Origin of the sequence: Mycobacterium sp., from assembly GCF_032161845.1 — a bacterium.
Lineage (GTDB): Bacteria > Actinomycetota > Actinomycetes > Mycobacteriales > Mycobacteriaceae > Mycobacterium.
In genome coordinates this window covers 1-19,920 of the sequence record NZ_JAVRQA010000200.1, presented here as the reverse complement: position 1 = coordinate 19,920, position 19,920 = coordinate 1, and the positions used below count along the sequence as shown (strand labels likewise).

20 protein-coding genes are annotated in these 19,920 nt (G+C 68.7%); 8 read left to right on the top strand and 12 right to left on the bottom strand.

All coding sequences use genetic code 11. The features are described from left to right. From QOD90_RS11850 to QOD90_RS11840, 3 genes are all read right to left on the bottom strand, one after another. Positions 1 to 1,278: FGGY-family carbohydrate kinase (locus QOD90_RS11850; protein WP_526349842.1), on the bottom strand; the 1,278-nt coding region annotated here is incomplete at its 3' end. Positions 1,279 to 1,370: 92 nt separating this feature from the next. Then, positions 1,371 to 2,327, bottom strand: a complete 957-nt coding sequence (locus QOD90_RS11845) for an electron transfer flavoprotein subunit alpha/FixB family protein (protein WP_526349840.1) — start codon at positions 2,325 to 2,327, stop codon at positions 1,371 to 1,373. 53 nt (positions 2,328 to 2,380) lie between these two features. Continuing rightward, positions 2,381 to 3,175 carry an electron transfer flavoprotein subunit beta/FixA family protein gene (locus tag QOD90_RS11840; RefSeq protein ID WP_526349838.1) on the bottom strand — a complete coding sequence of 265 codons (795 nt, stop codon included), beginning with the start codon at positions 3,173 to 3,175 and terminating at the stop codon, positions 2,381 to 2,383. A gap of 208 nt (positions 3,176 to 3,383) precedes the next feature. Between QOD90_RS11840 and QOD90_RS11835 the strand changes: the two genes are divergently transcribed. Genes QOD90_RS11835 through QOD90_RS11810 form a run of 6 tightly spaced genes read left to right on the top strand, consistent with a single transcriptional unit; the run spans position 3,384 to position 10,523 of the window. Then, positions 3,384 to 4,163 carry a class I SAM-dependent methyltransferase gene (locus QOD90_RS11835; protein ID WP_526349836.1) on the top strand — a complete coding sequence of 260 codons (780 nt, stop codon included), beginning with the start codon at positions 3,384 to 3,386 and terminating at the stop codon, positions 4,161 to 4,163. Between the two features lie 8 nt (positions 4,164 to 4,171). Then, a complete protein-coding gene (locus QOD90_RS11830; RefSeq protein WP_526349846.1) occupies positions 4,172 to 5,752 on the top strand; it encodes a 1,4-alpha-glucan branching protein domain-containing protein in 1,581 nt (526 codons plus the stop codon). A gap of 28 nt (positions 5,753 to 5,780) precedes the next feature. Further along, positions 5,781 to 7,034, top strand: coding sequence for a glycosyltransferase family 4 protein (locus QOD90_RS11825; RefSeq protein WP_526349844.1), 1,254 nt, complete (start codon positions 5,781 to 5,783; stop codon positions 7,032 to 7,034). A gap of 10 nt (positions 7,035 to 7,044) precedes the next feature. Next, positions 7,045 to 8,304, top strand: coding sequence for a diaminopimelate decarboxylase (gene lysA / locus QOD90_RS11820; RefSeq protein ID WP_526349834.1), 1,260 nt, complete (start codon positions 7,045 to 7,047; stop codon positions 8,302 to 8,304). A 46-nt stretch (positions 8,305 to 8,350) separates the two neighbouring features. Then, entirely contained in the window at positions 8,351 to 9,766 is a 1,416-nt protein-coding gene (locus tag QOD90_RS11815) for an MFS transporter (protein ID WP_526349832.1), read from the top strand. Then, positions 9,759 to 10,523 (top strand): ArsR/SmtB family transcription factor, encoded by a 765-nt coding sequence (locus tag QOD90_RS11810; protein ID WP_526349830.1) that lies wholly within the window; start codon positions 9,759 to 9,761, stop codon positions 10,521 to 10,523. The genes QOD90_RS11815 and QOD90_RS11810 overlap by 8 nt, the downstream gene beginning before the upstream one ends. Before the next feature lie 7 nt (positions 10,524 to 10,530). On the opposite strand, the gene QOD90_RS11805 is transcribed toward QOD90_RS11810, so the two are convergent. After that, positions 10,531 to 11,268, bottom strand: a complete 738-nt coding sequence (locus QOD90_RS11805; protein WP_526349828.1) for an acyltransferase — start codon at positions 11,266 to 11,268, stop codon at positions 10,531 to 10,533. A gap of 146 nt (positions 11,269 to 11,414) precedes the next feature. Between QOD90_RS11805 and QOD90_RS11800 the strand changes: the two genes are divergently transcribed. Continuing rightward, positions 11,415 to 12,716 carry a BamB-related PQQ repeat family beta-propellar protein gene (locus QOD90_RS11800; RefSeq protein WP_526349826.1) on the top strand — a complete coding sequence of 434 codons (1,302 nt, stop codon included), beginning with the start codon at positions 11,415 to 11,417 and terminating at the stop codon, positions 12,714 to 12,716. 5 nt (positions 12,717 to 12,721) lie between these two features. Here QOD90_RS11800 and QOD90_RS11795 read toward each other — a convergent pair whose 3' ends face one another. From QOD90_RS11795 to QOD90_RS11760, 8 genes are all read right to left on the bottom strand, one after another. After that, positions 12,722 to 13,417 (bottom strand): esterase, encoded by a 696-nt coding sequence (locus tag QOD90_RS11795; RefSeq protein WP_526349824.1) that lies wholly within the window; start codon positions 13,415 to 13,417, stop codon positions 12,722 to 12,724. 61 nt (positions 13,418 to 13,478) lie between these two features. Next, positions 13,479 to 14,642 carry a THUMP-like domain-containing protein gene (locus QOD90_RS11790; RefSeq protein WP_526349822.1) on the bottom strand — a complete coding sequence of 388 codons (1,164 nt, stop codon included), beginning with the start codon at positions 14,640 to 14,642 and terminating at the stop codon, positions 13,479 to 13,481. Between the two features lie 8 nt (positions 14,643 to 14,650). Then, positions 14,651 to 15,646 (bottom strand): class I SAM-dependent methyltransferase, encoded by a 996-nt coding sequence (locus QOD90_RS11785; RefSeq protein WP_526349820.1) that lies wholly within the window; start codon positions 15,644 to 15,646, stop codon positions 14,651 to 14,653. Between the two features lie 38 nt (positions 15,647 to 15,684). Then, the gene (locus tag QOD90_RS11780) at positions 15,685 to 16,326 is read right to left on the bottom strand and encodes an enoyl-CoA hydratase (protein ID WP_526349818.1); all 642 of its coding nucleotides are present in this window, start codon (positions 16,324 to 16,326) and stop codon (positions 15,685 to 15,687) included. Next, entirely contained in the window at positions 16,323 to 17,144 is an 822-nt protein-coding gene (locus tag QOD90_RS11775) for an NUDIX hydrolase (RefSeq protein ID WP_526349816.1), read from the bottom strand. Before QOD90_RS11775 ends, QOD90_RS11780 begins: the two co-directional genes overlap by 4 nt. After that, the gene (locus QOD90_RS11770) at positions 17,141 to 18,001 is read right to left on the bottom strand and encodes an ABC transporter ATP-binding protein (protein ID WP_526349814.1); all 861 of its coding nucleotides are present in this window, start codon (positions 17,999 to 18,001) and stop codon (positions 17,141 to 17,143) included. The genes QOD90_RS11775 and QOD90_RS11770 overlap by 4 nt, the downstream gene beginning before the upstream one ends. Further along, on the bottom strand, positions 17,941 to 18,648 hold the full coding sequence (gene yczE, locus QOD90_RS11765; protein ID WP_526349812.1) for a membrane protein YczE: 708 nt from the start codon (positions 18,646 to 18,648) through the stop codon (positions 17,941 to 17,943). The genes QOD90_RS11770 and yczE overlap by 61 nt, the downstream gene beginning before the upstream one ends. Then, complete coding sequence (locus QOD90_RS11760; RefSeq protein ID WP_526349810.1) at positions 18,645 to 18,803, bottom strand: hypothetical protein; 159 nt, start codon at positions 18,801 to 18,803, stop codon at positions 18,645 to 18,647. The genes yczE and QOD90_RS11760 overlap by 4 nt, the downstream gene beginning before the upstream one ends. 62 nt (positions 18,804 to 18,865) lie before the next feature. On the opposite strand from QOD90_RS11760, the gene QOD90_RS11755 reads away from it, so the two are divergent. Further along, positions 18,866 to 19,920: aminotransferase-like domain-containing protein (locus tag QOD90_RS11755; RefSeq protein ID WP_526349808.1), on the top strand; the 1,055-nt coding region annotated here is incomplete at its 3' end.

The window sequence follows — 19,920 nt, the reverse complement described above, 5'->3', positions numbered from 1 at the left end:
GATCGCTTGCTCGGGGACCAGTTGCGGACGTCCGGTGATGTCGCTGACCGCCTGCGCCCAGACGGGGCTGCGCAGCCCTCCTCCCACCGCGACCGTCCGCCGTCCGGTGTGCGCGTCGTCGAACATCTCGAGGATCTGCCTGATGCCGAAACCGATGCCCTCGTAAGCGGCGCGGAACAGGTGTCCGCGACCGTGGCGGAGCGTCAGCCCGGCGAAGAGACCCCGCGCGTCGGGGTCGAACACCGGCGTCCGCTCCCCCGCCAGATAGGGCAGCGCGATCAGCCCTTCGCTACCCGCGGGAACCGCCGCCGCCTCGGCCGTCAACGTCTCCAGCGGTGCACCACCGGTGATCGTCTGTAGCCAACCGATCATGCTGCCTGCCGTCGAGGTGCCCGCGGCCAGCGCCAGCGATCCACGATGGATGCCCGCCGTCGTCCACAGCGCCGGATCGCTGTGGTACTCCTCGATGATCTGGACCAGGAACATCGTCGAGCCGTACATCAGCATCTGATCACCGGGATTGCGGACACCCACCGAGAACGCCTCGGAGTAGGCGTCGACCGTGCCTGCGACCACCGGTGTGCCCCTAGGGATGCCGGTGGCTGCGGCAGCCTCGGCGTGCACGGTGCCGACGACCTCACTGGGCCAGACGAGTCGCGGCAGCGGCAGGTGCGCGCAGATCCGCTTCGCCCACTCGAAGTTCCAGTCGAATTCGCTCGTTGCGTACAGCGGGTCGCACTGGCTCGCGGTGTGGTGATCCAGCACGTATTCGCCGGTCAGCTTGGCGGCGATGTAGGAGTTCGAGCCGTACCACCCGGTGGCTCGTTCGAACACCGATGGCTCGTGTCGCCTCACCCACTCCAGCTTGGGTCCGACGGCCTGACTCGACAGCAACGTGCCCGCCCGCTGGAGAATGGCGGCCGCCCCGAATTCCTCTGTCAGCAGCTTGATTTCGGCCGTCGCCCTGGTGTCGATGCCGTAGAGGATCGCGGGCCGCAGCGGCGTCAGATCGTCATCGCACAACACCAGGCAGGGGCCGACGCCGCTGACGCACATGGCGGCGATCCTCGACCCGGGCGGTATCTCCCCCGTCAGGCGGTTGCTGATCTCGCAGACCTCGTGCCACCACGTCGAGGTGGCGTCGACCTCGGCCCAGCCGGTGCGGGGCAGGCTCATCGAATGCGGAATCGTCGCGGATGCGACGACGACACCGGCTGTGTCGACGAGGACACCCTTCGTGCTCCCGGTGCCCATGTCGATTCCGAGAAGCAGGTCCACGGCGCAACCCTACGTCCCTCCCGACACGACTTCGGCGCGGTAATCCGCGTTGATCGCGGATCACCGCGCCGAAGTCGCGTGGTGGGCGGAACTCAGCCCTTGCGGGCCTTGACCGCCTCGGTCAGCTGCGGGGTGACCTTGAACAGGTCGCCCACGATGCCGTAGTCGGCGATCTCGAAGATCGGCGCTTCCTCGTCCTTGTTCACGGCGATGATCGTCTTGGACGTCTGCATGCCCGCGCGGTGCTGGATCGCACCCGAGATGCCGAGGGCGATGTACAGCTGCGGAGAGACGGTCTTACCCGTCTGACCGACCTGGAACTGACCCTCGTAGAAGCCGGAGTCGACGGCCGCACGGGACGCGCCGACCGCGCCACCGAAGGCGTCGGCCAGTTCCTCGACGACGTTGAAGTTCTCCTTGCTGCCGACGCCACGGCCACCCGCGACGACGATCTTGGCCTCGGTCAGTTCCGGACGAGCACTCTTCTGAGCGGGGTGACGGGACGTGATCTTCGTGGCGTTCTCCGCGGGAGCAGGCACCTCGACGGTGACGATCTCGCCTGCGCCGGCAATCGGCTCGGCCTCGATGGCACCGGGCCGCACGGCCATGACCGGGGCGTCACCGTCGGCCTTCGCCTCGGTGGTGTACGCACCACCGAAGATCGAGTGGATGCCGATGGGACCCTCCTTGACGCCGATCACGTCGACCAGCACACCGGAGCCGGTCTCTGCCGCGACGCGGCCCGCGATCTCCCTGCCCTCCGCGCTGGCGACGACGAGCAGCGCCACGGGGGACGCCGACTCGACCAACGCGTTCAGCACGTCCACCTTGGGGGTGACGAGGTACTGCTCGACGACGTCGGACTCGGCCACGTAGATCTTTGCCGCGCCTGCGGCCTTGAGCCCGTCGGTCAGCTTCTCAGCCGTGCCGGGGGCCCCGATGACCACCGCGGACGGCTCGCCCAACGCGCGGGCCGCGGTGATGAGCTCCGCGGTGACGCTCTTCAGATTGCCTTCAGCGTGCTCAGCGAGCACGAGTACTTCTGCCATTGCCTCTTTGTCGCTCTCTCGAAAGAAGTGGGAAAGTGTGATTTCTGGGAAGCTCAGAGCAATTTCTGAGCGACGAGGTAATCGGCGATCTGCTGTCCGCCTTCGCCCTCGTCGGTGATCTTCTCGCCCGCCGACTTCGGCGGCTTCGGAGTGGCCGAAACCACGGTCGAGCTGGCGTTGGCGCCACCGACCTCGTCGCTCTCGACGCCGATCCCGGCCAGCGTCAGACTCTCGACCGGATTCTTCTTGGCCGCCATGATGCCCTTGAAGGACGGGAACCGAGCATCCTCGACGATCTTCTCGCTGATGCTGACGATTGCGGGCAGGGTCGCCTCGAGTCCGAAGACACCGTCGTCGGTCTCGCGTTCACCGGTGACCTTGCCGTCGGCGATGTCGATGCTGCGCATTGCCGTCAACTGCGGCAGACCCAGGAACTGGGCCAGGATCGCGGGAACCGCGCCACCGACGCCGTCGCTGGTCTCGTTGCCTGCGATGACCACGCCGATGTCCTCGATCTGACCGAGCGACCGGGCGAGCGCCCACGACGTCTGGACGATGTCGGAACCTGCGAGGCCGTCGTCGACCAGGTGGTAGGCCGAATCGGCGCCCATGGACAGCGCGCGGCGGATCGCTGTCTCCGCGCTGGTAGGACCGGCGGTCAGCACGACCACCTTGTAGTCGGCGTCCGCGTGCTTCTCCTTGAGCTGAAGCGCGACCTCGACGGCCTTCTCGTTGATCTCGTCCAGCACCGGATCGCTGCCTGCCCGATCCAGCGTCCAGGCACCCTCGGTGAGATGCCGGTCCTCGTAATCAGGAACCTGTTTGATCAGGACCACGATGTTCGTCATGAGTGTGGTTCGTCCTCCTCGATGAGGCCTAAGCCGGCCTGCCCATATCACGATTCATGCAGCAGCCATAATGTTACTAGGCAGTAACTTGAGCTGGCACGCAGGAACACCATAGCTGGTGTTGTCTAACCTTCTGCCCTCCCCATCGGTGTCTTAACCGATCGTGAACGAGTGACAATCGCCACTGCTGGGTTAGCCTGCGTTGGCAATGAGCACATTTTCCCACCCCGAGCCGCCCGCGGACGTCCTTCCTCTCACCGGGGAACGCACCGTCCCCGGACTGGCCGAGGAGAACTACTGGTTCCGCCGCCACGAGGTGGTCTACCAGCAGCTGATGGAACGTTGCGCGGGGCGCGACGTGCTCGAAGCCGGTTCCGGTGAGGGCTACGGCGCCGACCTGATCGCCAGCGTCGCCCGCCGGGTGATCGGGGTGGACTACGACGACTCCGCGGTCGCGCACGTGCGGGCCCGCTACCCCCGCGTGGACATGCGCCAGGGAAATCTCGCCGAATTACCTCTTGCTGACGGTGCCGTCGACGTGGTCGTCAACTTCCAGGTCATCGAACATCTGTGGGACCAGGGACAGTTCGTCGACGAGTGCGCCCGCGTGCTCCGGCCGGCGGGGGTGCTTTTGATGTCGACGCCGAACCGCATCACGTTCTCCCCGGGCCGCGATACCCCGATCAACCCCTTCCACACCCGAGAGCTGAATGCGGCGGAGCTCACCGAGCTGCTCACCGCCTCGGGCTTCCAGGTCGAGGCCATGCTCGGGGTGTTCCACGGCGCAGGCCTGGTCGAGCTCGACGCCAAGCACGGCGGCTCGATCATCGACGCGCAGATCGTCCGTGCCGTTGCCAACGCACCATGGTCGGCAGACCTGCTGGCCGACGTCGCGTCGGTCCGTACGTCGGACTTCGATCTGCTCGATGCCAGCCAGCGCGATATCGACGACAGTCTGGATCTGGTGGCCATCGCGGTGCGACCGTGACCGTTCACATCCCCCAGTCGCTACGCTCCCGCCCGCCGAGCCCTGCTCCAGGCCTCTTCACCCTGGTCCTGCACACCCATCTCCCGTGGTTGGCACACCACGGCCGTTGGCCGGTCGGCGAGGAATGGCTCTACCAGTCGTGGGCGGCGGCGTATCTGCCGCTGATCGGGTTGCTGCGCAGACTGTCCGCAGAGGGCCGCAGCCACCTGATCACCCTCGGCATGACGCCGGTCGTCACCGCCCAACTCGACGATCCGTACTGCCTCACCGGCATGCACCACTGGCTGGCGAACTGGCAGCTGCGCGGGCAGGAGGCCGCCGTCCGGCGCAGCGGCGACGGCACCGGGTACTCGGCCCCGGAAGCCTTGCGCGCGTTCGGTATTCGCGAGTACGACGAGGCAGGTCGGGCGCTCGAGGACTTTGCGACGGCGTGGCGCCACGGCGGCAGCCCGCTGCTTCGCGAGCTCATCGACGCCGAGGCGATCGAACTGCTCGGCGGTCCGCTGGCACACCCGTTCCAACCGTTGCTACACCCGCGACTGCGCGAGTTCGCGCTCCGCGAGGGCCTGGCTGACGCGGGTCAGCGCTTCGCCTCGGTGCCCGCCGGCATCTGGGCGCCGGAGTGCGCATACGCGCCGGGACTGGAGCGCGAGTACGCCGCCGCCGGTGTGACGCACTTCATGGTCGACGGTCCGACGCTGCACGGCGACACCGCACTGGGCCGTCCCGTCGGGGACTCCGACGTCATCGCCTTCGGCCGCGACCTGCAGGTCAGCTACCGGGTCTGGTCACCGAAGTCGGGCTACCCGGGCCATGCCGCCTACCGCGACTTTCACACCTACGACCACCTCACCGGCCTCAAGCCGGCGCGGGTCACCGGACGCGCCGTGCCGTCCGAGGAGAAGGCCCCGTACGAACCGGACCGTGCCGATCACGCCGTCGACGTTCACGTCGCCGACTTCGTCGACACGGTGCGTCGGAGGTTGACGTCGGAGTCCGAACGCATCGGCAGGCCCGCCCACGTCGTGGCGGCGTTCGACACCGAGTTGTTCGGCCACTGGTGGCACGAGGGTCCGGTCTGGCTCGAACGGGTGCTGCGTGCGCTGCCGGAAGCCGGGGTGCGCGTCGGCACCCTCTCCGATGCGATCGCCGACGGCTTCGTCGGCGCCCCCGTCGAATTGCCGCCCAGCTCTTGGGGTTCGGGCAAGGACTGGCAGGTGTGGTCCGGTGATCAGGTGTCGGACCTGGTGGCTTTGAACACCGAGGTGGTCGACACCGCGCTGGCGTGCGTTGACAAGGCGCTGACTCAGCACGCATCGGTGGGTGCACCCACTCCCCGCGACACCGTCGCCGACCAGATACTTCGCGAGGCGTTGCTCACCGTGTCGAGTGATTGGCCGTTCATGGTCAGCAAGGACACCGCGGCCGAGTACGCCCGTTATCGCGCTCATGTCCACGCCCATGCCACCCGGGAGATCTCGGGCGCACTGGCTGCCGGCCGACGAGAGCACGCAGAACGGTTGGCCGACAACTGGAACCGTGCCGACGGACTGTTCGGCGCCCTCGACGCGCGGCGGCTCCGGCGATGAGCGCTTGCGCGAAGAGCAGAGGGCGCAGATGAAGGTCCTGCTCGTCTCTTGGGAGTACCCGCCGGTCGTCATCGGCGGCCTTGGCCGCCACGTCCACCACCTGGCCACCGCGCTGGTCGAAGCCGGCCACGACGTCGTCGTCCTGAGTAGGCGGCCATCGGGCACCGATCCGAGCACCCACCCCTCCAGCGACGTCGTCAGCGAAGGCGTCCGAGTGGTCGCCGCCGCGCAGGACCCCCACGAATTCGACTTCGGCACGGACATGATGGCGTGGACGCTGGCCATGGGGCACTCGATGATTCGTGCGGGCCTGGCATTGAAGACGCGGGAGCGGCGGACCGTCAAGCCGTGGGTGCCCGACGTCGTCCACGCTCACGACTGGCTGGTCGCACATCCCGCCATCGCCCTCGCCGAATACTTCGACGTTCCGTTGATCTCCACGATCCACGCCACCGAGGCCGGTCGGCACTCGGGCTGGGTATCCGGCCGAATCAGCCGCCAGGTGCACGCCGCGGAGGCCTGGCTGGTGCGCGAATCCGACTACCTCATCACGTGTTCGGCGTCGATGGGCGAGGAGATCACCGAACTGTTCGGCCCGGGACTCGCGGAGTCACGGGTCATTCGCAACGGGATCGACTCGGGCCTTTGGCCATTCGCCCGCCGCCAGGACAGGCGGGGACCTGCGCGGCTGCTGTACCTGGGGCGGCTCGAGTACGAGAAGGGGGTGCACGACGCGATCGCCGCACTACCGCGCATCCGGCGCTCCCACCCCGGCACCACCCTGGCCGTCGCCGGCGACGGCACGCAGCTGGACTTCCTGCTCGAACAGGCGCGTAAGTACAAGGTGCTCAAGGCAATCGACTTCATCGGCCGCGTCGACCACGAGCAGTTGGTGGCACTGCTGCACGACTGCGACGCCGCGGTGCTGCCCAGTCACTACGAGCCGTTCGGCATCGTTGCGCTCGAGGCGGCCGCGACGGGCGCACCGCTGGTGACGTCCAACGTCGGCGGTCTCGGCGAAGCGGTCATCGACGGCGAGACCGGGATGTCGTTCGCGCCCCGCGACGTGGCCGCGCTGGCCGGCGCCGTGCGGGCCGTGCTCGACGATCCGGCGGCCGCCCAGCGCCGCGCCGTGGCGGCCCGCCAACGCCTTGACTCGGCGTTCGACTGGCACACCGTCGCCGCCGAGACTGCGCAGGTCTACCTTGCCGCGAAACGCCGTGAGCGAGAGCCACACCGAAGGGCGGTCATCGTCGAGCACGCTCTACCCGACCGGGGCTAAGGTGTCACCGGTGAGCGGCCCGGACGTACTCGACCTGTTTCCGCAGGGAACTCACCTCGACGGTGACGGCACGCTTCTGGTCGGCGGTTGCCGCCTCGATGACCTGGCCGCCGAGTTCGGCACCCCGACGATGGTGGTCGACGAGGGCGCTCTGCGCAGGCGGGCCCGCGAGTACCTGCACGAGTTCCGCAGTCGTTGGCCCCGATCCGACGTCGCGTTCGCATCGAAGTCCTTCCCCTGCACCGCCATTCAGCGACTCATGACCGAGGAGGGGCTGCACCTCGACGTGGCGGGAGGCGGCGAGATCATCACCGCGCTGGCCGCGGGGGCTGACCCGGCGCGGCTGGTCCTGCACGGCAACGCCAAGAACGACGAGGAACTCGAGCTCGCGGTGCGATGCGGTGTCGGGCTGGTCGTCGTCGACAACGTCGACGACATCGACCGGTTGGAACGCATCGTGGCACCGGGGCACACCCAACCGTGCCTGGTCCGGGTGATCCCCGGAGTCGAGGCCGCGACCCATGCCGCGGTCGCCACCGGCCATGCCGGCTCCAAGTTCGGCCTGATGCCCGACGATGCCCGCCGCGCGATCACCCGCATCGGACGCAGCGGCAAGTTGCGCTGCGACGGCCTCCACACCCACGTCGGATCACAGCTCCTCAACGTCGAGCAGCTGGCGGCGGCCGTCGCTCCGCTCGCGACGCTCGGCACGTTCGACGTCTACGACCTCGGCGGCGGCCTCGGCGTCCGCTACACCTACGACGAGCAACCGCCCTCCGTCGCCGCCTACGCCGAAGCCATGGCAGCAGCGGCCGAGGCCCTGCTACCGAAGAACAGCCGGATCATCGTCGAGCCCGGGCGCAGCATGGTGGCCACGGCGGCCTGCACGGTCTACCGCGTGACGACGGTCAAGCACGGCGAGCTCACCCACGTCGCGGTCGACGGCGGCATGGGTGACAACCTCGAGGTGTCGCTCTACGGGCAGCGCTTCGAGGCCACCATCGTGAGCCGGGTCGGCGGCGGCGCACCGGTCAATCTGGTCGGCAGGCACTGTGAGTCCGGCGACCAACTGATCGACGGTGTCCCACTGCGGGACCCGAAGGTCGACGACCTAGTGGCGGTGCCCGTGACCGGCGCGTACTGCTACACGATGGCCAATCAGTACAACGGCGCCCGCCGCATCCCGGTGGTGTTCGCCGACGGCGGGACGGCACGGCTGGTGGTGCGCCGCGACACCTGGGACGACCTACTGGCGCGCGACGTCACCTGACATCGGTTCGATCGGCGTCGAATCATTCCGGACCTAGCCTTCGGACATGGCTACCCGTACCACCGCCCGCTCGCCAGTCCTGACGTTGCTGGCCGCTTATCTGGGGCTCTTCGCCGGGCTCATCGACACCAACGCCGTCAACCTCGCTCTGCCCGCCATCCGCGCCGACCTCGGCGGCGGAGTGTCCGGCGTGCAGTGGACCACGGACGCATACAACGTCACCTTCGCCGCCGTGTTGTTGACCGCGGGCTCGCTCGGCGACCGCATCGGTCGGCGGCGGATGCTTCGCATCGGGCTGGTCGCGTTCGCCGGCACGTCGATCGCGTGTGCGCTGGCCCCCAGCCTCGGGGTGCTGCTCGCCGCGAGGGCGGCCCAGGGCGTCGCGGCCGCGGTGATGCTGCCGCAGGGGCTGGCCATCGCGTCGGCCGCCTTTCCCGGCGCGAAGGGGCGGGCGCGGGCCACCGCGGCGTGGGCGGCCACCGCCGCGTCGAGCGCAGCCCTCGGACCGGTGATTGGCGGCGTCCTCACCGACACCGCGGGTTGGCGATACATCTTCTGGCTCAACGGACCGGTGTGCCTGCTCGCGTTGGCGATGTCGCTGCGCTACCTCCCCGAATCCCGCAGCCCGCAGCCCGCGCGGACCGACCTTCGTGGCCAGGGGTTGGCGGTCGTGGCCCTCGGTACCCTCACCTTCGTCCTCGTCGAGGGCCGCACGCTGGGGACGGCGTTGGCGGTCGGCGGGGCGGCGCTGGCCGTGGCGGCCTTCGTGGCGTTCGGGTGGTCGCAGCGCCGCGTCCCGAACCCCATGGTGCCGCCGGAGTTCTTCGGCAACCGTCAACTGACCGTCGCGCTGGCGGCAACCTTCGCGATGACCTTCGGCACCTACGGCATGCTGTTCGTGAATAGCCTTGCGTTCCAACAGCAACGCGGTGCCAGCGCGTTGGCGACCGCCGTTGCGTTCCTACCGATGCCGCTGACGTACCTGCTGCTGATCCCCGTCGTGAACGTGATCGCGCGACGAACCGGGCCTCTGCTGCCGATGACCATCGGCCTGGTCGGCATGGGTGCGGGCATGGTCCTGTACGCGGGTGTCGGCCCCGACGCCGACCTGATGCTGCTGCAGACGGCGTTCGTCCTCGCGGGTGCGGGACTGGCGTTCAACACCGGTCCGGCAGTCGGCTTGGCGATGTCGGCGGTGTCGTCCGACCGTGCGGGGCTTGCCTCGGGGGTGGTGAACCTCGCCCGGTTGATCGGTGTCACTGTGGGTATCGCGGTGTTGGGCAGCGTGCTGGCGTTGGTTGGCGGCAATGCCGATCACGGTGCCACGTTCGGCGACGGTGTCCGCGCGGCCGTACTGACCGGTGGCCTCGTCGAGTTCGTCGGCGCGGCGCTGGTGCTGTGGTTCGCCAGGACCACGCGGCGCGCCGACGCCGAGGCGTTGAAGGAGGACTGTCATGCGTGAACCCGCCGACCTGCCCGCGACCGGTGATGCCGACATCGCCGCCCTGGCCTCGCTGCTGGCGGACCCGGCCAGATGCAAGGTTCTGCTGGCGCTCGACGACGGCCGTGCGCTGCCGGCCAGCGTGCTCGCCGACGAGGCGGGGGTGAGCCGGTCCACTGCCAGCAGCCACCTCGGCAAGCTCACCGAGGCGGGCCTGTTGACCGTGCAGAGTCAGGGCCGCCACCGCTACTACCGCCTGGCCGGGACCGAAGTCGCCGAGCTGCTCGAGCGACTCGGCCGGTTGGCTCCTTCACGACCCGTCCGGTCACTGCGCGAGGGCACCAGCGCCGCCCGGCTGAGGTCGGCGCGCACCTGCTACGACCACTTCGCGGGCAAGCTGGGGGTGGCACTGATGGGCAGCCTGCTCGACCGCGACGTCCTGGTCGGTGGCGACGGCCGGTACGACCCGCACCGTCACCGCCACGACACCCTGAGCAGCCACGGCCACGACGTCGATTACCGACTGACGGCGGCGGGGTGTGCCTACCTCGCCGACGTCGGCGTCGAATTGCCCACTGGCTCAAGGCCACTCATTCGCTACTGCATCGACTGGACCGAGCAGAGTCACCATCTATCGGGTGCACTCGGCCGCGCTGTGCTCGATCGCTTCCTCTCCGCGGGCTGGGTGAAGCGGGCGCCCCGCGGCCGGGCCGTGACCGTGACCGACCGCGGTCAGACCGCGCTGGCCGAATGCTTCGGCGTGGAGTGGACGGGGTGATCCGTCGTCAGTGGGACGCCTTCTTGCGCTCGATGTCGGCGAGTGCAGCGGCCAGTTCGGCACGCTCGGCGGCCGACGTCTCCCACGCCAGCTTGCGGTTCTTGACGACTTTCGCGGGCGAGCCGACGGCGATCGAGTAGTCCGGGATCTGTCCCTTGACCACGGCGTGCGCGCCAAGCACGCAACCGCGGCCGACCGACGTCCCGCGCAGCACCGTCACCTTGGTCGCAATCCAGGTGTCGGGCCCGATCCGCACCGGGCCCTTGACGATTCCCTGGTCCTTGATCGGCAGCTCGATGCTGTCCATCCGGTGGTCGAAGTCGCAGACGTAGCACCAGTCCGCCATCAGCACCGAGTCACCCAACTCGATGTCGAGGTAGGTGTTGATGACGTTGTCACGGCCGAGGACGACCTTGTCGCCGATGCGCAGCGACCCCTCGTGGCAGCGGATGGTGTTCTTGTCGCCGATGTGGACCCAGCGGCCGATCTCCATCGTGGAGAGCTCCGGTGTCGCCTGGATCTCCACGTCCCTGCCGAGGAAGACCATGCCCCGGGTGATGATGTGTGGATTGGCCAGCTTGAACTTCAGCAGCCGGAAGTACCGCACCAGATACCAGGGCGAGTACGCCTTGTTCGCGATCACCCAGCGAAGCGACGCCATCGTGAGGAATCTGGCCTGCCGCGGGTCACGCAGTCTGGAGCCCCGCCAGCGCTTGTGAATCGGAGCGCCCCACATCGTGGTCATGGCGGATGAGCCTACTTGAGCGCTTACGCGTCGACGCCGGGTCGCTTACCGATGACATTCCCGGGTCGCTGCGCTCCTGCCCTCCGCTGACATTCCCGGGTCGCTGCGCTCCTGCCCTCCGCTACTAGCGATAGTCTCGGGACTCGATGCCTGCTCCAGGAATGACCGTGCGCCGCGTGGCAGCCGTGGCGGTCGCGGTGCTCACGACGTCGATCACGACCGCGTGCGGCAACACCGACACCTGGGTGGACGCCCATGCCGCGAACGGCTGGTCTGCCCAGTACGCCGATGCGGGCAACAGCAGCTACGCGCCGGTCGACGGCGCGGGCAACCTGCGGCTGGACTGGATTCGCTCGGTCAAGGGCCAGGTCGAATCGCAGGTCGCGCTGGGCTCAGGCGACTATCTCGCCGTCAATGCCCAGACCGCGGACGGCTGTTCGCTGATGGTGTGGGAGAACGACAACAGGGCACGCCAGCGCTGGTGCAGCAGGCTGTGGCAGGGCGGCGGAATATCGAGCCCGCTGTTCGACGGCTTCGACAACGTGTACGTCGGGCAGCCTGGCGCGATCATGTCGTTCCCTCCCACGCAGTGGATCCGCTGGCGCAACCCGGTGATCGGTCTGCCGCTGACGCCACGCCTGCTGTCGGCCGGTGAGCTCTTGGTGGTGACGCACCTCGGCCAGGTTCTGGTCTACGACGCGCACCGCGGCAACGTCGTCGGGACTGCACTGGACCTGGTGGAGGGCGTCGACCCAACCGACTCGCAACGCGGCCTCGCCGACTGCCAGCAGGGCAGGTCACGGTGTCCGGTCGCAGCCGCCCCGGCGTTCTCGCCTGCGACGGGAATCGTGGTGACGACGCTGTGGAAGCCGGACGCCGACGCACCCGAGGTCGTCGGACTGCGCTACCGGCCCGGCCAGACTCCCCTGCTCTCCAGGGATTGGACCAGCGCGGCGGTCGGCGGCGGTCCGCTCGGCAGCCCCGTGCTGTCCGCCGACGGCAACACCGTCTATCTGACCGGCCGCGACGGGCACCTGTGGGCGCTGAACACCGCGGACGGCAAGCCAAAGTGGTCGGTTCCGCTGAACTTCCAGCCGCAGACTCCCCCGTCGATCACCCCGGACGGGTTGATCGTGTCCGGCGGTGGACCCGAGGCCAAGCTGACCGCGATCAAGGACGGTGGCGACCGCGGGGAGGTGGCGTGGACCCGCGACGACGTCGAGCCGTTGTCGACCTCCAGCCTCGCAGGGAAGTCCGTCGCCTACACCGTGGCGCGCGCAGGCGACGGCATGACACTGCTGGTGTTCGACCCCGCCGATGGGCACACGCTCAACAGCTATCCGCTACCCGGCGCCACGGGGTATCCGGTCGGCGTCTCGGTCGGCCACGATCGCCGCGTGGTGGCCGCCACCAGCGACGGGCGGGTCTTCGGGTTCGCCCCTGCCTGATCCCGTCAGGTGATCATGGCGTCGACGGGCCCGCGGGGTATCGCGACCTGAAGCGCCCCGGCGGCCTCGGGCAGGATGTCGCCCTGGCTGAAGAAGAAGATCAGGGTGTCGTTGGTGATGGCGAAGTTCTGGTACTTCGTCGGGTCGAGGCCGACCTCCGATGCGATGGCCACCGGCTGGCCCAGTTGCTTGTCCACCTCCGCCTGCACCAACGGCAGGATGATCGGGAACGGCGCGGCGCCCTCCCGGAAGAGGTTGTCGATCGTGATGGGCCTTCTCAAACCCTGATCCCAGTTGAAGGACTTGTAGAAGGTCGTGGGATGGGCCCCGCCGACGCCCTGGTAGGTCTTGAAGACGACGCTCTGGGTGCCGCGGGGCGGGGCCGCCGAATTGAATTCGGTCTCGGTGGTCTCCAGCTCGTACGGCATGGTCCGGGAATCGGGCGTCTTCGCGACGCTGAGGAAGCCGTCGCGGGTCTCCTTGACGTAGTCGAAGACGGCCGTCACGTCGGGGTAACCGACCGGGTAACTGATGTTCATCGTGTACCCGGGGTCGGTGGCGGAGATCTGGCAGATCTGACTGGCGTCGACCACACCGCTGAGATCGGCGCACTTCTCCGGTGCCGCGGAGGCCGTCCCGACGCCCGACCAGCTCAACACCGCGGCCGCCGAGACGGCTACGGCCAGCGTGGATTTACGCATCTATCCGAAACCTCCAACGCCTGCGCGGCACTGGCGCCGCCGCCGCCACATTACCGCGGGCTCATCGGGACGGTCGGCAAACGTACGCCACCGCCCGACTCGCACCTCCGGCACCGATTCGGGTGATCACCACGGAAAGCCGCTGCGAGCCGCGCAGTCGCAGGCGCGGGCGCAGCACGTCGGGATCCACGGAGACTCCGCGGACGAGGATCTCACAGGCGCCGACGTCGCGGGCGGCAAGTTCTTGGCGCAACGCGCGCTCACTGAATCCGAGTTCGGCGATCACCTCGAAACCCCTTACCCCGGACGGTAATTCGTCGCCCGACAGGTAGGCGATCGCCGGGTCCAGCTGCCACAGCCCGTGCCGCGCGCCGTAGTGCCGCACCAGGCCCGCCCGGACCACGGCACCATCGGGGTCGACGATCCAGCGACCGGCAGGCGCGACGGGACAGTCGTCTGGCTCGGCATCGGTGATCTCCTCGGCGCGGTCGAGGATCGTGGCCCGCCGGGTCACGTCACGCGAGGCCAACCCTGGCGACCACAGGCACGCCTCGCGGACTCCGCCACCGGAGGACGTCACCTCGATCTCGCCGTCGAAGCCGAGTTGTCGAACCTGGTCGAAATCGATTCCGGGAGCACACTTCACGACCAGATCACGGTCGGCGTAGGCCGCCAACAGGTCATCGAGCGCGGGTGTGTAGTCGCGTGGGTGAAACGTGCGGCGGCCCGCGCTGCGTCGGGCCGGATCGGCGATCACCGTGGTGCCGCGCGTCACGGGCGCCAACGCGTCGGCACGGCACAGCAGCACGTCTGCCACGTTGTGCCTGGCCATCGCGAGACGCACTTCGTCGACGTCGCTGCCGACCAGTCGACTGGCAGTATTGCGCAGCGCGGCGAGTTCGGTTCCGACGGAACAGGTCACGTCGTGAACGGCCAGGCCCGTCAGCCGGTCGGCGCGGTGTGCGGCCACTGGGGCGGCGGTGGCCTGCTCCAGTGCCTCGCCGGTGAACAGCCACGCCGCGGCGTCGGGAAACTTGACCGCAGCCCTTCGCCTCAGCAACGTCGTCTCGACGAGCACGGCGGCGCGCTCGCCGAAGCGCGCCCGCGCGGCGGCGATGTCCGAGATGCGGCTGCCATCGGTCAGCGCGAGGGTGTCGACCTCGGCCAGCGCGTGGCCGGCCTCGTCGCTGCTGAGGTACGCAACGTCGTCGACGGTGAAGCGCAAACCACCCCTTACGACGGCTTGACCCCGGTGACCATCACGTTGTAGAACCAGCCCTTCGGCACGACGTGTCGCCACACGTTGGCGTCGACCCAGCTCAGCGACGTCCAGCTCTTGAACGCGAATCTCGCCCAGCCCCAGCCCAATCGACCGGGCGGCACCGATGCCTCGAAGGTCCGGATCGGCCAGCCGATCATCGCCGCGGTGAACTCCTCGCTGGCGGTGTGGACGTCGACCGCACCTGCGTTGGTGGCCATCCGTGCCAGGTCGCTCGGCTCGAAGGTGTGCAGATCGACGATCGCCTCCAGCGCCGCCGCGCGCGAGGACTCGTCGAGCTCCTCCTGCGGACGGCGCCAGCCGTCGAGGCCAGGCAGCTTGGTGACCCTGGTGGCCACTTGCCAGGTCAGGTTCGACAGGTGGCGCGCATAGACGTTGCCCTTCGTGGTGGGCTCGCCCGCGAAGACGAAACGGCCGCCCGGCTTGAGCACGCGAACGACCTCACGCAGCGAGAGTTCGACGTCGGGGATGTGGTGCAGCACGGCGTGGCCGACGACCAGATCGAAGGTGTCGTCGTCGTACGGAATGCCCTCGGCGTCGGCGACCTTGCCATCGATGTCCAACCCGAGGCCCTGGCCGTTGCGGACGGCCACCTTGACCATGCCCGGCGAGAGATCGGTGACCGAGCCGCGGCGGGCCACCCCCGACTGGACGAGGTTCAGTAGGAAGAATCCGGTACCGCAGCCCAGCTCGAGCGCGCGATCGTAGGGCAGCTCGCGTTGAATCTCGTCGGGGACGATCGCGTCGAAGCGGCCCCTGGCGTAGTCGATGCAGCGCTGGTCATAGGAGATGGACCACTTGTCGTCGTAGGTCTCGGCTTCCCAGTCGTGGTACAGCACCTGCGCCAGCTTGGTGTCGTGGCGCGCCGCCTCGACTTCTTCGGCCGTCGCGTGGGGGTTGGGCACCGGAGCCGCCCCGGCGACATCGGACTCGCGATCGGTACTCGTCATGAAGGGCAGCCTAACGGCCCCGCCCGCAGGGGTCGAAGCTAGCTTCCGAACGCGGCCTTGGCTGCGGCCAGCGCCTGTGCCGGCACGTCGATGAACCGCTGCGCCCACGCCACCGCGGAGTCGTATACGTGGTCAGGGGCCACCAGCTCGTCGACCAGACCCAACTCGAGCGCCTCCGTGGCGTGGGCGAAGCGTCCGCTGAACATCAGGTCCTTGGCCTTGCTGTCGCCGATCGCACGGGCCAGTCGCTCCGCCTCGTCCTCGGTCGGGGTCAGCCCCTCTCCGATCTGCGTCGCGCCCCACTTGACGTTGTCACCGCTGATGCGCCAGTCCGCGGCCAGCGCCAGGGTCAGCCCGCTGCCCAGCGCGTAGCCGGTGACGGCGGCGATCGTCGGCTTGGGAATGGCGGCGACGGCGGCGACCGCGCACCGGGCCACCTCAGCGGCGACGGCCGCGGCGTCGGCGTCGAGGGTCCGCGCCTCAGGAACGTCGCCCCCCGCGGAGAAGATTTCGTGCCCACCGAAGACGATGATGGCGGCCGCATCTGTGCGCGTGCCGAGTTCGGCGGCGGTCGTGGTGATCTCCCGGTACACCTGCCGGGTCAGGGTGTTCGTCGGCGGCCTGGACAGCAGCAGCGTGCCGACGCCGTCCTTGACGTGGGCAGTGACGAACTCGTTCACTTCTTCTCGTAGCCGTCTGGCGAGCGCTTGTTGCGGGCGGCGTTGTACCTGGCCCCGTCGAAGAACTCGATGTCCCAGTCGCCGGTGCCCTTGTCCGCGCTCAGTCTCGGCTCCATCGGCACGATCCGTCGTTCGGTGGCCAGCACCTCGGCGACGGTGCGCCCGTCGACCGAGTCCAGCTGGGTCCAGGTGGGCGGGAGCAGGAACGACTTGCCCTCCTCGAACTCCGTCAGCGCAGCTCGCGGAGTCGTCCAGAACGCGCGATCGGACTCGGTGTTGTCGCCGTCGGCGCGTTGTCCCTCGGGTAGCGCCCCGACGAAGAAGTAAGTGTCGTAGCGGCGGGTTCGTTCCTCCTTGGGCGTGATCCAGTTCGCCCAGGGTCGAAGCAGGTCCGCGCGCAGCACCAGGTTCTCCGTGCGCAGGAAGTCGGCGAACGACAGGGAGTTGGCGGCCAGTGCCGCCCGCTGCTCGCGGTACACCGATGCATCGTCGACGAGCACGTCGGTGTCGTCGGCGGCGCCGGCGAACAGCACGCCGGACTCCTCGAACGTCTCACGGGCGGCGGCGCACACCAACGCCTCGGCGAGGTCCACCTCGACGTTGAGCCGACCGGCCCACCACTCCTTGCCTGGGCCGTACCAGGCGATGTCCGCGCCGCGGTCGCGCTGGTCGACGCCACCGCCGGGGAACACCATCACGCCTGCAACGAAGTCCATCTGCGAGTGGCGACGCATGAGGAACACCTCGATGTCGCTCTTCTGGCGCAGCAGCATGACCGTGGCGGCGGGCCTCGGCACCAACGGATCTGCCTCGGTCATCTGGACCTCCTGTGCGCCGCGCGACTCCGGGTTCGACGGGCGAAGTAGCGCCCGTCGATGAACTCCAGGGCGATCGATTGGCCGAACGCCTTCGACAGATTCTCCGAGGTGAGGACGTCGGTCAGCAGCCCTGCCGCGACGACGTGTCCTTCGGAAAGCAGCAGGCAGTGGCTGAAGCCCTGCGGGATCTCCTCGACGTGGTGCGTCACCAACACCGTGGCGGGGGCGTCGGGGTCGGCGGCCAGATCGGCGAGCCGGGCCACCAGTTCTTCGCGGCCACCGAGGTCGAGTCCGGCGGCTGGTTCGTCGAGCAGCAGCAGTTCGGGGTCCGTCATCAGCGACCGTGCGATCAGCACCCGCTTGCGCTCCCCCTCCGACAACGTGCCGTACGTGCGCTCCGCGAGGTGTTCTGCGCCAAGGCTTTCCAGCATCTCGACGGCCTGCTCGTAGTCGACGTCCTCGTACTTCTCCCGCCATCGGCCGAGCACGGCGTAGCCGGCCGACACGACGAGGTCGCGGACCACTTCGTCGTCGGGGATGCGCTGGCTCAGTGCCGAACTGCTCAGCCCGACGCGCGACCGGAGCTCCGACATGTCGGTCTTGCCCAGCCGCTCACCGAGCACGTACGCGGTGCCGGTCGACGGGTGTTCCATGGCGGCGGCGATGCGCAGCAGTGACGTCTTGCCTGCGCCGTTGGGGCCGATGACCACCCACCGTTCGTCGAGCTCCACCGCCCAGGTGACGGGTCCGACGAGGGTCTTTCCGCCGCGCCGCAGCGTGATCCTGGCGAAGTCGATCAGCAGGTCTGGGTCGACTGCATCTTCTCGGTCGACGGGATCGCTGGAGTCGGCTGGCACTCGCTCATCGTAGTCAGGCGGGGTTCGGTGAAGGCCCAACCGCTTGCGGCGAGCCACCGCCGGGGCGTCACCCTTAGGACCAGCTGCACCAGGGGGCCGATACCGAAGGCATAGACCAGCGTGCCGACCCCGACGGTGCCACCGAGCAGCCAACCGACGGTCAGCACGATCGCCTCGATGGACGTGCGCACCAAGCGCACGGACAGGCCCGTTCGGGCCACTAGGCCGGTCATCAGGCCGTCGCGCGGCCCTGGTCCGAGGCCTGCGCCGATGTAGAGCACCGTGCTGAAGGCGTTGAGCACCACCGCGCCGAGCATCATCGCGACGCGGACGGGCAGTCCAGTCGGCTCGGGAAGGACGGCCAGCGCGGCGTCGACGGTGACCGCGATGACGATGACGTTGGCTACGGTGCCGACCCCTGGCCGGTTGCGCAGCGGGATCCACGCCAGCAGCACGGCGACGCCGACCACGGCCGACGCGATGCCGATCGTCATGCCGGTGCGTCCGGCCAACCCTTGATGGAAGACGTCCCACGGATCGAGGCCGAGTCCGGCCCGCACCATCACGGCCATCGAGAAGCCGTAACCCATCAGGCCGCCGAGGAGCGCCGCGCCACGGGCACAGCCGCGCCCGAGTGCGCGCGTCACGCGTGGTCCGGGAACCGGGCGCGGATGGCGTCGAGCTCGCTGCGCATCCGGCGGGCATCGGCGTCCTCGACGTAGGACTGCCGTTCGTTCGTCCGGAAGACGCGGCCCATTTCGCGCGCCTTTCGAGTCACCCGTGAGGTCCAGTGTTGTGCCATGACTCGATAATGGTGGACAACTGGCCTTGCCATCAATATCCAGTTGAGGCAAACTGGCCTCAATGAGCGTCGAACTGGCGGGCCGCAGGCTCGATGTGGACCTTCTAGCGCGTGAGCTGGGCAACTGGCGCACGTCCAGTGGCAGCGGACCGGCATACCAGGGGCTGTCCGACGGTCTACGCATGCTGATCGTCGATGGTCGCCTGCCGGTCGGTGCGCAGCTGCCGAGTGAGCGGGCGCTCGCCGATGCCCTGCGGGTGTCTCGGACCACGGTCACCGCGGCATACACGCAGATGCGCGACGACGGCTACCTGAGGGGCCGCCAGGGCGCGCGCAGTACCACCGCCCTGCCCATCGCCGCACCGACCGCCGCACCCCGATTCGCTGGAACAGCGGCGGCCAACCTTGCGGCCGCCACCCTCGCCGCACCCGCCGCCGCCGTGTCCCAGGCGTTCACCGAGGCGGCCGAGCAGGTCACCCCCTACCTGCAGCACATCGGGATCGAGCTTCTCGGCGTCCCGCCCCTGCGCGAGGCCATTGCCGAACGATATTGCGCAAGAGGCCTTCCCACCGAACCCGATGAGATCATGGTGACGACGGGTGCGCTCCATGCCATCAATCTGATCATGTCGACCTACACCGAGCCCGGTGACCGCGTCCTCGTCGAACAGCCGACCTACCACGGCGCCCTCGCGACCATGGCCACCAAGGGAATTCGGCCGGTGCCGGTCGCCATGACGCGCGACGGCTGGGAGCTCGACGCCATCGACGCCGCGGTGCGCCAGCTGTCGCCCAACCTGGCCTACCTGATCCCGGACAACCACAACCCGACGGGCATGACGTTGCCGCCAGCAGGCAGAACACGTCTCGCGCAGATCATCGCCGAAACCCGCACCCGCACCATCATCGACGAGACGATCACCGACATGTCGCTCGACGACACGGTGCCGCCGCCCTTCGCGGCCTCGATGACCAGCAGGCGCGATCTGGTGCTGACCGTCGGCTCGATGTCGAAGTCATGCTGGGGCGGGCTGCGCATCGGTTGGATCCGCGCCGAGCGCAGCGCCCTGACCACCATCGGCGCCATCCGGCCGGCCCTCGACATGGGTACACCGAG

Coding starts and splice junctions, on each gene's coding strand:
- QOD90_RS11845 (WP_526349840.1), bottom strand. CDS start 2,327: ATGGCAGAAGTACTCGTGCTCGCTGAGCACGCTGAAGGCAATCTGAAG.
- QOD90_RS11840 (WP_526349838.1), bottom strand. CDS start 3,175: ATGACGAACATCGTGGTCCTGATCAAACAGGTTCCTGATTACGAGGAC.
- QOD90_RS11835 (WP_526349836.1), top strand. CDS start 3,384: ATGAGCACATTTTCCCACCCCGAGCCGCCCGCGGACGTCCTTCCTCTC.
- QOD90_RS11825 (WP_526349844.1), top strand. CDS start 5,781: ATGAAGGTCCTGCTCGTCTCTTGGGAGTACCCGCCGGTCGTCATCGGC.
- QOD90_RS11815 (WP_526349832.1), top strand. CDS start 8,351: ATGGCTACCCGTACCACCGCCCGCTCGCCAGTCCTGACGTTGCTGGCC.
- QOD90_RS11810 (WP_526349830.1), top strand. CDS start 9,759: ATGCGTGAACCCGCCGACCTGCCCGCGACCGGTGATGCCGACATCGCC.
- QOD90_RS11805 (WP_526349828.1), bottom strand. CDS start 11,268: ATGACCACGATGTGGGGCGCTCCGATTCACAAGCGCTGGCGGGGCTCC.
- QOD90_RS11800 (WP_526349826.1), top strand. CDS start 11,415: ATGCCTGCTCCAGGAATGACCGTGCGCCGCGTGGCAGCCGTGGCGGTC.
- QOD90_RS11795 (WP_526349824.1), bottom strand. CDS start 13,417: ATGCGTAAATCCACGCTGGCCGTAGCCGTCTCGGCGGCCGCGGTGTTG.
- QOD90_RS11785 (WP_526349820.1), bottom strand. CDS start 15,646: ATGACGAGTACCGATCGCGAGTCCGATGTCGCCGGGGCGGCTCCGGTG.
- QOD90_RS11775 (WP_526349816.1), bottom strand. CDS start 17,144: ATGACCGAGGCAGATCCGTTGGTGCCGAGGCCCGCCGCCACGGTCATG.
- QOD90_RS11760 (WP_526349810.1), bottom strand. CDS start 18,803: ATGGCACAACACTGGACCTCACGGGTGACTCGAAAGGCGCGCGAAATG.